This window comes from Thalassococcus sp. (assembly GCF_982780845.1).
On sequence record NZ_CEYADA010000009.1, the window covers coordinates 1 to 12555 of the forward strand.

The 12555-nt window shown below is 59.4% G+C and carries 12 protein-coding genes; all 12 read left to right on the forward strand.

Going from position 1 to position 12555, the window contains the following annotated elements; all coding sequences use genetic code 11:
• Positions 1-57: 57 nt before the first annotated feature.
• The 12 genes from fghA to AC4FIA_RS11330 all read left to right on the forward strand — a co-directional run bounded on the left by fghA (position 58) and on the right by AC4FIA_RS11330 (position 12547).
• Complete coding sequence (fghA, locus tag AC4FIA_RS11275) at positions 58-882, forward strand: S-formylglutathione hydrolase (RefSeq protein ID WP_103911794.1); 825 nt, start codon at positions 58-60, stop codon at positions 880-882.
• Between the two features lie 20 nt (positions 883-902).
• On the forward strand, positions 903-1283 hold the full coding sequence (locus AC4FIA_RS11280) for a c-type cytochrome (protein ID WP_103911764.1): 381 nt from the start codon (positions 903-905) through the stop codon (positions 1281-1283).
• Between the two features lie 145 nt (positions 1284-1428).
• The gene (locus AC4FIA_RS11285; RefSeq protein WP_490365923.1) at positions 1429-3228 is read left to right on the forward strand and encodes a methanol/ethanol family PQQ-dependent dehydrogenase; all 1800 of its coding nucleotides are present in this window, start codon (positions 1429-1431) and stop codon (positions 3226-3228) included.
• Positions 3229-3310: 82 nt separating this feature from the next.
• On the forward strand, positions 3311-3856 hold the full coding sequence (locus tag AC4FIA_RS11290; protein ID WP_287476915.1) for a c-type cytochrome, methanol metabolism-related: 546 nt from the start codon (positions 3311-3313) through the stop codon (positions 3854-3856).
• Positions 3837-4685: a quinoprotein dehydrogenase-associated putative ABC transporter substrate-binding protein gene (locus AC4FIA_RS11295; RefSeq protein WP_490365924.1), complete on the forward strand. Its 849-nt coding sequence runs from the start codon at positions 3837-3839 to the stop codon at positions 4683-4685. The genes AC4FIA_RS11290 and AC4FIA_RS11295 overlap by 20 nt, the downstream gene beginning before the upstream one ends.
• Positions 4682-5221 carry a PQQ-dependent catabolism-associated CXXCW motif protein gene (locus tag AC4FIA_RS11300; RefSeq protein ID WP_490365925.1) on the forward strand — a complete coding sequence of 180 codons (540 nt, stop codon included), beginning with the start codon at positions 4682-4684 and terminating at the stop codon, positions 5219-5221. The genes AC4FIA_RS11295 and AC4FIA_RS11300 overlap by 4 nt, the downstream gene beginning before the upstream one ends.
• A gap of 173 nt (positions 5222-5394) precedes the next feature.
• A complete protein-coding gene (locus AC4FIA_RS11305) occupies positions 5395-6441 on the forward strand; it encodes a C4-dicarboxylate TRAP transporter substrate-binding protein (RefSeq protein ID WP_490365926.1) in 1047 nt (348 codons plus the stop codon).
• Between the two features lie 60 nt (positions 6442-6501).
• Positions 6502-7011 carry a TRAP transporter small permease gene (locus AC4FIA_RS11310; RefSeq protein ID WP_490365927.1) on the forward strand — a complete coding sequence of 170 codons (510 nt, stop codon included), beginning with the start codon at positions 6502-6504 and terminating at the stop codon, positions 7009-7011.
• A gap of 2 nt (positions 7012-7013) precedes the next feature.
• Positions 7014-8351, forward strand: a complete 1338-nt coding sequence (locus tag AC4FIA_RS11315; protein WP_490365928.1) for a TRAP transporter large permease — start codon at positions 7014-7016, stop codon at positions 8349-8351.
• A 10-nt stretch (positions 8352-8361) separates the two neighbouring features.
• Positions 8362-9210, forward strand: coding sequence for an IclR family transcriptional regulator (locus tag AC4FIA_RS11320; protein ID WP_490365929.1), 849 nt, complete (start codon positions 8362-8364; stop codon positions 9208-9210).
• 55 nt (positions 9211-9265) lie between these two features.
• On the forward strand, positions 9266-11368 hold the full coding sequence (locus AC4FIA_RS11325) for a 3-hydroxyacyl-CoA dehydrogenase NAD-binding domain-containing protein (protein WP_490365930.1): 2103 nt from the start codon (positions 9266-9268) through the stop codon (positions 11366-11368).
• 3 nt (positions 11369-11371) lie between these two features.
• Entirely contained in the window at positions 11372-12547 is a 1176-nt protein-coding gene (locus tag AC4FIA_RS11330; RefSeq protein ID WP_490365931.1) for an acetyl-CoA C-acyltransferase, read from the forward strand.
• Positions 12548-12555 lie beyond the last annotated feature (8 nt).

The following is a 12555-nucleotide window of genomic DNA, read 5'->3' on the forward strand; positions in this document are numbered from 1 at the left end:
CTTCGATCTCATGCACGAAGGCAAATCAATCCGCGCCGTCGTGGAGTTTTGAGCCTGATGGAACTGGTTTCGGAAAACAGAAGCTTTGACGGCAAACAACTTGTCTTCAAACACCCGTCGAACACGACGGGCTGCGAGATGACCTTTGCCGTCTATCTTCCGCCCGAAGCGGAAGACGGAAAGGTTCCGGTTCTGTGGTACTTGTCGGGTCTGACCTGCACCCATGAAAACGCCATGACCAAAGGCGGCTTTCAGGAACATGCGGCCCGCAACGGCATTGCGATCATTTTCCCCGACACATCGCCGCGTGGCGAAGGCGTTGCGGATGACGATGCCTATGATCTGGGGCAGGGCGCCGGTTTTTATGTGAACGCGACCCGCGATCCGTGGAAGCCGCACTTCCGGATGTACGACTATATCACACAGGAATTGCCGTCTTTGGTGATGGATCACCTGCCGTTGGAAGACCGTCACGGAATCACCGGCCATTCGATGGGTGGCCACGGGGCGCTGACGATCGCGCTTCGGAACCCCGAACGCTATGATTCTGTGTCCGCTTTCGCGCCAATCACCCATCCGACGCAATCGGACTGGGGGCGTAAGCAACTGTCTGCCTATCTGGGCGACGATGAGGGTAACTGGTCGCAGCACGATAGCACTTTATTATTAGATGAGCTCGGCTGGAAAAATGATATTCTTGTCGACCAGGGGGCCAGCGACCAGTTCCTGGATCTTCTGAAACCAGAGGCTTTGGCAGCCGCCATGGCCAAAAGACGTCAACCCGGTCAGGTCCGGATGCAAAAGGGCTATGACCACTCGTACTATTTTGTCAGCACGTTCGCGGCAGACCACGTAGAGTGGCACGCAGAGCGGTTGCTCTGACAGACTAAGGAAGGACAAACATGTTCAAGAACATTCTCGCATCGGCACTGATGGTAGCAACATCCGCAGGTATCGCGGCTGCCGATGGCGATGCTGCAAAAGGTGAGAAAGTTTTCCGCAAATGCCAGGCGTGCCACGCCGTTGGTGAAGGTGCAGAAAACAAAGTTGGCCCGGTGCTGAACGGTCTGATGGGCCGCGCTGTCGCAGCGGGCGAAGGTTTTGAATACTCTGATGCTCTGGCCGCTAAAGGCGCAGAAGGCGTTGTCTGGGATGAAGACACGCTGGCCGCGTTCCTTGAAAAGCCGCGCGACTGGGCACCGGGAACAAAGATGTCGTTCGCAGGTCTCCGTAAGGAAAAAGACCGTGACAACCTGATCGCCTATCTGGCGACGTTCCAGTGAGCCGCTGATCGGCTGACGCGAACATAAGAATGTGTGTGCCCGGGGGGAGGAGAACGAACCGGGCGCATACGGGCGGGACCAGTACTTCGGCCGGATCAACCGGTGGGTTTCGCTGATAACTGAAGTCTCAACAAGGGAGTTGGAAATGAAAAAGCTAGCGCTTTTGACATCCGGGATTGCACTTTGCGCGTCTATGGCGGCAGCAAATGACGGTCTCGTCGCTGATATGGCAAACCCCAACCAGTGGGCCATCCAAACCGGCGATTATAAAAACCAGCGCTTCTCGCAGCTGGACCAGATCAATGCGGAAAACGTGGGCGACCTGCAGGTTGCATGGACATTCTCGACCGGCGTTCTGCGCGGTCACGAAGGTTCGCCGCTGGTTGTTGGCGATACAATGTATCTGCACACGCCGTTCCCGAACATTGTTTATGCTCTGGACCTGGCCAACGAAGGCAAGATCAAGTGGAAGTATGAGCCCAAGCAGGACCCGAACGTTATTCCGGTCATGTGCTGTGACACCGTTAACCGCGGCGTAGCATACGCAGAAGGCAAAATCTTCCTGCACCAGGCTGACACAACTGTTGTTGCGCTGAACGCGGACACAGGTGCAGTTGAATGGTCCGTCGTAAACGGCGATCCGTCCATCGGTGAAACCAACACAGCCACAGTTTTGCCGGTGAAAGACAAAGTCATCGTCGGTATTTCCGGTGGTGAATTCGGTGTTCGTGGTTCTGTAACCGCGTACAACATCGCAGACGGTTCGCTTGCGTGGCGCGCGTATTCCATGGGTCCGGACAGCGACATTCTGGCTGATCCCGAGAATACAACACACCTCGGCCAGCCGGTTGGCGCAGACTCGGGTACAAACACCTGGGAAGGCGACCAGTGGATGATCGGTGGCGGCACCACATGGGGCTGGTATTCCGCGGATCTGGAAGAAAACCTGATGTACTACGGTACAGGTAACCCTTCCACATGGAACCCTGCACAGCGTCCGGGTGACAACCGTTGGTCCATGACCATCATGGCACGTGACATCGACACAGGTATGGCCAAGTGGTTCTACCAGATGACACCGCACGATGAATGGGACTATGACGGCATCAACGAAATGATCCTCACGGAGCAGGAAATTGATGGTGTTGAGCGCAAGCTTCTGACTCACTTCGACCGTAACGGTCTGGCGTACACCATGGACCGTGTTTCCGGTGAGCTGCTGGTTGCTGAAAAGTATGACCCGGCTGTAAACTGGACAACAGGCGTCGACATGGACCCTGCGTCTGAGAACTATGGCCGTCCGGCTGTTGTTGCTCAGTACTCGACCGAGCAGAACGGCGAAGACGTGAACTCGACAGGCATCTGTCCTGCGGCTCTTGGTACAAAAGACCAGCAGCCTGCTGCGTACTCGCCCGAAACAGAACTGTTCTACGTTCCGACAAACCACGTTTGCATGGACTACGAACCGTTCCGCGTGTCCTACACAGCTGGTCAGCCCTACGTTGGCGCGACACTGGCGATGTATCCGGCACCTGACAGCCACGGCGGTATGGGTAACTTCATCGCTTGGGACAACATCAACGGTGAGATCGAATGGTCCATCCCCGAGCAGTTCTCGGTATGGTCCGGCGCTCTGGCTACCGCGGGTGACGTCGTGTTCTACGGCACGCTGGAAGGCTACCTGAAAGCCGTGTCCACAACAGACGGCACAGAGCTGTATCGCTTCAAAACACCGTCCGGCATCATCGGCAACGTGATGACCTACATGCATGATGACAAGCAGTACATCGGCATCTTGTCCGGTATCGGTGGTTGGGCAGGCATCGGCCTGGCGGCTGGTCTGACAAACCCGAACGACGGTCTGGGTGCTGTGGGCGGCTACGCTGCTCTGAGCGACTACACCGCTCTGGGTGGTCAGCTGACAGTGTTCTCGCTGCCGAACTAAGCGAAACCACATGAATAGGGCCGGTACGCCTCACCGGTGTGCCGGCCCGCATTTTCTCACAAATTGAAAGGTCTGCGCTGACATGCGTACAGCATCTCCCCTTTTCGTCGCTGCGGCATTTGTGGTTGGACTACCGTTCGCTGCGTTCGCACAATCTGCTTCCTGGAGCGACCAGCCTGTCGAGGCTGCTGCAGACGATCCGAATATCGCCGTCTCGTATGATGAAGATGGCCGCTACTACACCGAAGACGACATCCCGACGTTCAACATCAATGACGATGGCGCTGTCGACTGGCTGACATTCTCGGGTTTCCGCCGTTATCATTCGGAATGCCATGTATGCCATGGCCCTGATGGCGAAGGATCGACCTACGCGCCGAAGATCAAGAACTCGGCCGTGAACATGGACTACTATGATTTCGTCGATGTGGTTGTGAACGGCCGTATGAACGGCAACTCGGTCATGCCGCACTTTGGCGATAACGCCAACGTCATGTGCTATCTGGACGATATCTATACGTACCTGAAGGCACGCGGCATGGAGGCAATTCCCCGTGGACGGCCCGCCAAGAAAGAGGCGAAGTCTGATATGATCCGCGAGGCCGAAGATGCCTGCATGGGTTCGTAACTCTGTCACGACATTGATTGGTGCTGTGGCCCTCCTGCTGGCGCAGGTGGGGCCCGGTGCCGCACAAACATCCGATCTGGTGTCCAAGACATCGTTCCGCGTCTGTGCCGATCCGGCCAACTATCCCATGTCGACCAAGGAAGAGACGGGATACGAAAACAAGCTGGCCGATCTGATTGCGTCCAAGCTGGAACTGCCGGTGGCCTATGAATGGTATCCGATGGCGACAGGCTTTGTGCGCAATACGCTGAAAGCCAACAAATGCGATGTCATTATGGGATATGCGCAGGGCCATGAGCTGGTTCTGAACACCAACCATTATATGACGTCTGTGTTCGCGTTGGTGATGCCCAAGGACGGGCCGTTGGCCGCTGTTGATACGATGGGCGATCCGGCGTTGCAGGGCAAACGGATTGGCATCATTGCGGGTAGCCCGCCTGCGGATCACATGGCGCGCAACCGGTTGCTGGCTATGGCCAAGCCCTATGATCTGGTCGTGGACCGGCGCTATGAAAACCCGGTCGAAACGATGTTGAACGACGTCAACACCGGTGAAACGGATGCGGCGATCCTGTGGGGGCCGCTGGCTGGTCCTTTGGTCAAGGAAAACTACCCCGATCTGATGGTTGTGCCTTTGGTAAAGGAAACGCTGCCGCCACGGCTGTTTTTCCGGATCACCATGGGTGTTCGTCAGGGTGAGAAGGTGTGGGAGCGTAAGCTGAATTCGCTGATCCGCCGCCATCAAGACGAAATCAACGCCATTCTGTCCGACGCGGGCGTGCCTTTGGTCAATGACATGGGCAATGCCGTGATCGAGGTCGGTCAATGAAACGGATCTGGGCAGCGTTGGTACTGACCGCGCTGCCCATCTGCGCAACCGCGCAGGACGAACCCAGCGATTACCGGATGGACCACTATCGTGGTCCGGTGCCTACCACATTGGCAGGCGGCACGGTTGTCGGCCCCGAAGAGGCGCACCGTTTGTGGGAAGAGGGTGCAACAGCCTTTATCGACGTGTTGCCCCAAGCCCCCAAACCCGCAAACCTGCCACCCGGAACGATCTGGCGCGATAAGCCGCGCAACAGCATCCCAGGCGCGATCTGGTTGCCGAATGTGGGCTATGGCGCGCTGGCGGATGTGACCCACGACTATTTCAAACGCGGTCTTGCAAAAGTGACGGATGGGGACAAAACGCACCCTGTTCTGATGTTCTGTCTGGAAGAATGCTGGATGAGCTGGAACGCCGCCAAGCGTGCTTTGGAATACGGCTACACCACCGTCTATTGGCTGCCAGAAGGCACGGATGGTTGGTCTTTGTGGGATTATCCGCTGGAACAGATCACACCGGAAGAGCCGCAGCCTTAACCGCAAATCATCGTCGATTTCCGTGCCGCCGCCTTGAGATCAGGGCGGCGTTTTTCGTGCGCTTGTCCGCCTGTTCGACGGCAGGTGCGAAATTAACTGTTGAACCGTCGACCGAGTCTCGCTTAGCCTATTATGTGAAATGCAATTCCACATAGTAAAATTGGGAGGAGACTATGAAAAGATTGCTGGGCGGGGCCGTAATGGGCCTCGGGATGTTTGCTGCGGGTATCTCGCAAGCGCAAACCCTGTTTGTTGGTGAAGCCGGGCCGAACCGTGGCGCGCGCGCTGCGGCGTTGCAGGGCTTTGCCGATGCGGCGGCCGAGGCATCGGGCGGTTCCGTAACAATGGATATCCAATGGGGCGGTGCGCTGTTCAAAGCGAACGCGGCGCTGGCAGGTATTGCCGATGGCGTGGCCGATCTGGGCACGATCATCGCGGTCTACTTCCCGAAGGAAATGGTCGCCTACGGCATCGCAGACCTTCCGCTGGAAAATCCCGATGCATGGGTTGGCATGAAAGCCACGGATGAACTGATGCGCACAGACGCCAGCATTCAGGCAAACCTTGCGGATATGAACCTTGTCTACATCGGCACGTTCACAACCTCGGCTGTACACATCGCCTGTAAAGGCGGCGCGATCCGGTCTGTGGATGACATCGCGGGCAAGAAAGTGCGCGGCGTTGGTGCCTACGGCAACACGTTCAAGGAATTCGGTGCGAACATGGTGCCGATGTCGATTTACGACGCCTATCAGGGTCTGGACACCGGCCTGCTGGATTGTTCGCAGGGCTATTCCTATGCCATCGCTGCGCTGAAGCAGCAGGAAGTCATCGACAGCTACACGCTGTTGAACTGGGGTCAGGTGGGCGCACTTGGCATCTTCATGAACAAAGACGCCTATGATGCGCTGGATGCATCCGCCCAAGAGGCGCTGTTGACCGCTGGTGCCGAAGTTCCGGATCTGCTGGGTGAACTGATCACGGCTGACAACGACAAAGCTGTGCAGACCATGAAGGACGCGGGCGTCGAGGTGATCGAACTGGCTGCGGAAGAACGCTCGAAGCTGGTCGAGAAGGGCAACGTCTTTATCGGTGAATGGGTCGAAAAGGCGAATGCGGTTGGTCTGGACGGCGAAGCGCTGTTGGAGACCTACCGTGGTCTGATCGACAAATACACCGAAGAGCGTGACACCAAGGGCTATCCCTGGCTGCGCGGCTAAACGGCACTTGGTCCGGCCTGTCAGTGGCCGGACCTGACCCCCTGATTTTGGAAGACGACGATGTTGCGACGCATTGAGATGTGGTTGCTGGACCTTGCTGTCGCTGCGGTGATTGCGCTGGGTCTGTTGATCACGGTGACAGTTGTACTGCGGGTGACGATGAATTCCGGCGTGCCGGATACGATCGTGATGGTGCGCGAACTGATGGTGGCGGCGGTGTTGTTGCCGGCAGCGGCCACAACGGCCAACCGCGCCCATATCGTGGTCGAGGTCATTTCCAACAAACTACCCTTGCGGGTTCAGAACGCGCTGGTGGTCTTCGGGTCGGTGTTCGGCCTGATCGCGCTCGCCCCTCTGATCTACGCGGGCTGGCGCGAGATGACGCACACCTTTGCGTCGGGTGCGTATTTCTTTGGTGATCTGGAACTGCCGAAATGGCCGGGGCGGGTGCTGTTCCTGCTGGGCATTGTCGTGTGCTGGGTCCGGTTGCTGGTTCTGGTCGCAGGCGACATTGCGCGGTTGCGCCGTGGGGAAACCCTGATCGAAAACGCTGACGGGGCAGGGGGCTGATTATGGACGGTACTCTGATCGGCCTTGTGGCGTTTGCCTCGGTCCTGTTGCTGCTTGGTCTGCGCGTGCCTATCGCCTTTGCGCTGGCGGGTGTGGCGACCATCGGGACGTTTCTGATCTTTGCCATGCGCACAGGGGTGTTCATGCCCGACCGCGCGATCCGGCCCACGACAAGCTTGGTCTTCTCGAACTCGTTCGACCTGATCCATTCCTACGACTTGTCGATGATCCCGCTTTTTGTGGCGCTTGGTCACATCGCTTACCGGGCCGAGATCACGACCAAGATTTATCATGCCGCACGCGTCTGGCTGGCGTCTGTTCCCGGTGGGGTGGCGATGGCGTCCGTTATGGGCTGTGGCGGGTTTTCCGCGATCACCGGATCGTCGATTGCCTGCGCGTCGACCATGGGCCGCATCTGTTCGCCGGAAATGCTGTCGATGGGCTATGACAAGCGACTGGCCACAGCCAGCGTCGCGGCAGGCGGTACCTTGGGGTCGCTGATCCCGCCATCGGTTCTGTTCATCATCTACGGAATTTTCACCGAGACCTCGATTTCCTCGCTGTTCCTTGCGGGGATCATTCCGGGCCTAATTTCGCTGTTGGGCTTTTTGCTGGTGATTTTTGTCTGGGTCTGGCGCGATCCGTCGGCCGCGCCGCGGTTCGAAGGCCAGATCACACGGGCCGAACGGATGCAGGCGGCGTGGGATGCGTGGCCGGCGGTTCTGCTGTTCGTGATCATCGTGGGCGGCATCTATGGCGGCTTCTTTACCCCGACCGAAGCCGCGGCTGTCTGTGTCAGCGCGGCGGTTATCATCGGCTTTGCGCAGCGCAAGCTGACGTTCAAGGCACTGTGGGAGTCGGTGCGCGAGACCTGCCTGCAAACCACATCGATCTTTCTGATCGCGGCGGGGGCCAAGATTTTCGTGGCCTTCATCGCGCTGACCGGCGTGGCCAATGACATCGTCGGCTTTGTCACCTCGGCCGATCTGTCGGTGCTGGCCCTGTTGTTGGCGATTGCGGCAATTTACCTGTTGCTCGGCATGTTCCTTGATCCGATTGGGATCATGGTTCTGACCCTGCCGCTGCTGGTGCCGCTGGTCGAAAGCTATGGCTTCAACCTGATTTGGTTCGGTGTTGTGGTGATCAAGCTGCTGGAAATCGGGCTGATCACACCGCCTGTGGGTCTGAATGTTTTCGTCATCGCAGGCGTGGTCGGCAAAGAGGTGCCGCTGGACCGGATCTTCAGCGGCATCCTGCGGTTCCTAACCGTCGATATCATCGTGCTGGCGCTGATCATGGCCTTCCCGATCCTGTCGCTTCTGATCCCGAGTTCGTTGTAGGGTGGCTGAAATGATCGAACCGCAGGAAACACGCCCTATGTCCGCCCCCAAATCCGACCGTTTGGAAGATGACCGCCGTTTCGCCACGACCCTTGCGCGCGGGCTGTCCGTGCTGCGGGCGTTCCGGCCATCAGATGACGGTCTGGGCAATGCCGAAATCTCAGAGCGCACGGGCATTCCCAAGGCGACCGTGTCGCGCCTGACCTTTACGCTGCAATCGTTGGGCTATCTGAACCACGCGCACCGCCACGACCGCTATCGCCCCGGACCTGCGCTGTTGGCGTTGGGCAACGTGGCGGCGTCGTCGATTTCCTTTGTGGAATTGTCGAACAGCATCATGCAGCGGTTGGCCGATGAAACCGGCACGCTGGCGCTGTTGCTGGTGCGGGATGGAAAGAAACTGCTGATCGCCAAGACATGGCGGCCCCGCAATGTGTCGTCGCTCTGGCTTGAGGTCGGACATCGCGTACCGGTGAACAATTCGTCGTCGGGGCATGCGATGCTGGCGGCGGTCACGGATGACGGTTTTGCCCGCATGCTGGATGATATCGACGGGGACCGCGGTCTGGCCGAGACCCGCGCACGCGAGGTCCGGCGCGATGCCTATTCGCAGCTGATTGCGCAGGGCTACGTGATTGCCGACCCCACTGACTATTTCGCACCGCACATCCATGCGGTCGCGGTGCCTTTCCAGTCACGCGATCTGAGCGAGCCTGTGGTCTTTACCTGCGGCGCGCTGCCCGTCGATCTGACGCAGGAACGGATGCGCGAAGAGGTCGGTCCGAAGCTGGCCGAAGGGGTGCGCGAGCTTGAGAATTTGATGGGATTGCCGTCCGCCATCGTGCGGCGGTCTGGGTGAATAAATTCTGCTAGATGGAATCCAATTCGGACCAGCGGGATTAGAGGGAGGACACATGACCGATCATGTGAAGTACGAACGCGACGGCGATATCGCCGTTATCACAATCGACAACGGCGCGGTCAATGCGCTGTCGCATGCGGTGCGTCAGGGGCTGGGTGTGGCGGTTGATCGCTTTGCCAAAGATGCCGATGCAGAGGCGTTGGTGATCACCGGTGCGGGGCGGCTGTTTATCGGTGGTGCGGATATTTCCGAATTCGGCAAGCCGCCGAAAGAACCCTTTCTGCCGGCTGTGCTGAATCGGATCGAAGCGCAGGAAAAACCCGTGGTCGCGGCCATTCATGGCGTCGCTTTGGGCGGTGGGTTCGAGGTGGCATTGGCAGCCCACTATCGCATTGCGGCGAAGGATGCCGTGGTCGGCTTGCCCGAGGTCTCGCTTGGTGTGATCCCCGGGGCAGGGGGCACACAGCGCGTGCCGCGTTTGGCCGGTGTCGCAACCGCGTTGGAAATGATCCCAGCGGCGGGTCGCTGGCCTGCGGGCAAGGCGTTGGAGCACGGGTTGGTCGATGCGCTGAGCGACACCAACGACATGCGGGCCGAGGGCATCGCCTATGCCAAAACGCTGCTGGCCGATGGCAAGGGCGCACGCCCCATCGCCGCTATGCCGCGCCCCGAGTTTGATGCGGATGCGTTTAAAGCGGCCCGTGATCTCTGGGCCAAGAAGGCCAAAGGGCAGGTGGCGCAACTGACCGCGATTGACGCGATTGAGGTCGCGACCCAGACCGATCTGGCAGACGGGCTGAAAACCGAACGCGAGTTGTTCATGAAGATGATCGACACGCCGCAGCGCGCCGGTCTGATCCATGCGTTTTTCTCGGAACGGAAGGTCACGCAACTGCCCGAGTTGAAGGGTGTTGAACCCCGCGATCTGGGCAAAATCGGTGTCGTGGGTGGTGGCTTGATGGGATCGGGCATCGCGACGGCGGCTTTGCTAAGCCATTTGCCGGTCGTGGTGGTCGAACAGAACCAAGAGGCCGCCGACAAGGCCCGCGCGACGATCACCAAGAACCTGAGCTCTGCCGTCAAACGCGGGAAGATGACCGAAGGCCAGCGGGATCAATTGCTGGAACACGGGCTGACCTGTGCCGTAGGTTACGATGCGCTGTCGGATGTTGATCTGGCGATCGAGGCGGTGTTCGAGGATATGGGCGTCAAGAAGTCCGTCTTTGCCGAGCTTGACCGCGTGATGAAGCCCGGTGCGGTGATGGCGACGAACACGTCCTATCTGGATATCAACGAAATCGCGGCCAGCACTTCTCGCCCGTTTGATGTGATCGGCCTGCACTTCTTTTCGCCCGCGCATATCATGAAACTGCTTGAGATTGTTGTGGCCGATCAGACCGCTGCGGATGTGACCGCGACGGGGTTTGCGCTGGCCAAGCTGCTGCGCAAAACGCCGGTGCGGGCGGGGGTCTGCGACGGATTTATCGGCAACCGTATCCTGTCGACCTTCCGCGCGGCGGCGGACCGGATGGTTCTGGCAGGGGCCAGCCCCTATCAGGTCGATGCCGCAATCCGTGACTTCGGCTTTGCCATGGGTCCTTATCAGGTGGCCGATCTGGCGGGTCTAGATATCGGGTACATGACGCGCCAGCGCAAAGCTGCCGAGGGCAAGGCAGACAGCGTGCAGCCCACGTGGGCGGATGAGCTTTATCACATGGGGCGGATCGGGCAGAAAAGCGGGCGCGGCTATTACGTCTATGACGACGCGCGCAAAGGCACGCCGGATCCGGAAGTGGATGCGCTGATCGCGGCAGAACGCGAAAAGGCGGGTGTTGCCGCGTGCAGCTTTACCGATGACGAGATCCAGCGCCGCTACATGTGCGCGATGGTCAATGAAGGGGCCAAGGTGCTGGACGACGGTATCGCCGCGCGGCCCTTGGACATCGATGTGACTTTAATCGCGGGCTATGGATTCCCGCGGTTCAGGGGTGGCCCGATGAAGTGGGCCGATCTGACAGGGTTGCCCACCGTGTTGGCCGATCTGGAACGGTTTGCTGAAAGCGATCCGGACTTCTGGGCACCCGCGCCGTTGCTGCGCCAGTTGGTCAGTGAAGGCCGCGATTTCGACAGTTTGAACACGGGCGAGGGGGCCTGATCCATGACAAACGCAGTTCTGGTTTCCATCGCCCGTACACCCATCGGCAAGGCCAAGCGCGGGGCGCTGAACGCGACGCACGGCGCTACCATGGCGGGGCACGTTGCCGCCGCTGCCGTGGAACGGTCGGGTATTGACCCCGCACTGATCGAAGACAGCATTTGGGGCTGTGGCTATCCCGAGGCCGAAACAGGCCGCAACATCGCGCGGCAGGCGGTGATCCGTGCGGGTCTGCCGGATACCATCGCGGCCACGACCGTGAACCGCTTCTGCGCCTCGGGCCTTCAGGCGGTCGCCATGGGTGGCCAGATGATCGCCGGCGAAGGGGCGCGTGCGGTTCTGGTGGGGGGGCTTGAGTCCATCTCGCTGGTGCAGCCGCCTGCGAAATCGGTGGCGGATGACTGGATCACCGAACACCGGCCCGATCTGTATATGACCATGATCGAAACCGCCGATATCGTGGCGGACCGCTATGGTGTCAGCCGCGACGCGCAGGATGCGCTGGCCTTGCAAAGCCAGCAGCGCACCGCAGCGGCGCAAGAGGCGGGGCGCTTTGACGCCGAGATCGCGCCGATGGATGTGATCAAGGCGGTGACCGACAAGGCGACCGGAGACACATCCATGGTCGAGGCGCGGTTCAAGCAGGATGAATGCAACCGGCCCTCGACGACTTTGGACGCGTTGCAAGGCCTGACACCGGTTCGGGGCGAGGGCCAGTTCGTGACGGCTGGCAATGCCTCGCAACTGTCCGACGGCGCTGCCGCGCTGGTTATGATGGATGAGTCTGAGGCCGCCAAAGCGGGGTTAGAGCCGCTGGGGCGTTACCTTGGATTTGCCGTTGCGGGTTGTGCGCCGGATGAAATGGGGATCGGCCCCGTCTTTGCCGTGCCGCGCCTGTTGGAGCGTCATGGCCTGAGTGTCGATGATATCGACCTGTGGGAGCTGAACGAGGCCTTCGCCAGCCAGCTGATCTATTGCCGCGATCGTCTGGGCATCGACAACGACAAGCTGAACGTCAACGGCGGGTCAATTTCCGTGGGCCATCCCTTTGGCATGACCGGCGCGCGGATGACGGGGCATTTGATGATCGAAGGCAAACGCCGCGGTGCCAAGCTGGGTGTTGTCACTATGTGTATCGGGGGCGGTCAGGGGGCCGCTGGCCTGTTCGAAATTTTCTAAGAAGGAAC

Excerpts from the sequence above, each read along its gene's own strand:
- fghA (WP_103911794.1), top strand. The coding sequence starts at position 58 with ATGGAACTGGTTTCGGAAAACAGAAGCTTTGACGGCAAACAACTTGTC.
- AC4FIA_RS11280 (WP_103911764.1), top strand. The coding sequence starts at position 903 with ATGTTCAAGAACATTCTCGCATCGGCACTGATGGTAGCAACATCCGCA.
- AC4FIA_RS11285 (WP_490365923.1), top strand. The coding sequence starts at position 1,429 with ATGAAAAAGCTAGCGCTTTTGACATCCGGGATTGCACTTTGCGCGTCT.
- AC4FIA_RS11290 (WP_287476915.1), top strand. The coding sequence starts at position 3,311 with ATGCGTACAGCATCTCCCCTTTTCGTCGCTGCGGCATTTGTGGTTGGA.
- AC4FIA_RS11295 (WP_490365924.1), top strand. The coding sequence starts at position 3,837 with ATGCCTGCATGGGTTCGTAACTCTGTCACGACATTGATTGGTGCTGTG.
- AC4FIA_RS11300 (WP_490365925.1), top strand. The coding sequence starts at position 4,682 with ATGAAACGGATCTGGGCAGCGTTGGTACTGACCGCGCTGCCCATCTGC.
- AC4FIA_RS11305 (WP_490365926.1), top strand. The coding sequence starts at position 5,395 with ATGAAAAGATTGCTGGGCGGGGCCGTAATGGGCCTCGGGATGTTTGCT.
- AC4FIA_RS11310 (WP_490365927.1), top strand. The coding sequence starts at position 6,502 with ATGTTGCGACGCATTGAGATGTGGTTGCTGGACCTTGCTGTCGCTGCG.
- AC4FIA_RS11315 (WP_490365928.1), top strand. The coding sequence starts at position 7,014 with ATGGACGGTACTCTGATCGGCCTTGTGGCGTTTGCCTCGGTCCTGTTG.
- AC4FIA_RS11320 (WP_490365929.1), top strand. The coding sequence starts at position 8,362 with ATGATCGAACCGCAGGAAACACGCCCTATGTCCGCCCCCAAATCCGAC.
- AC4FIA_RS11325 (WP_490365930.1), top strand. The coding sequence starts at position 9,266 with ATGACCGATCATGTGAAGTACGAACGCGACGGCGATATCGCCGTTATC.
- AC4FIA_RS11330 (WP_490365931.1), top strand. The coding sequence starts at position 11,372 with ATGACAAACGCAGTTCTGGTTTCCATCGCCCGTACACCCATCGGCAAG.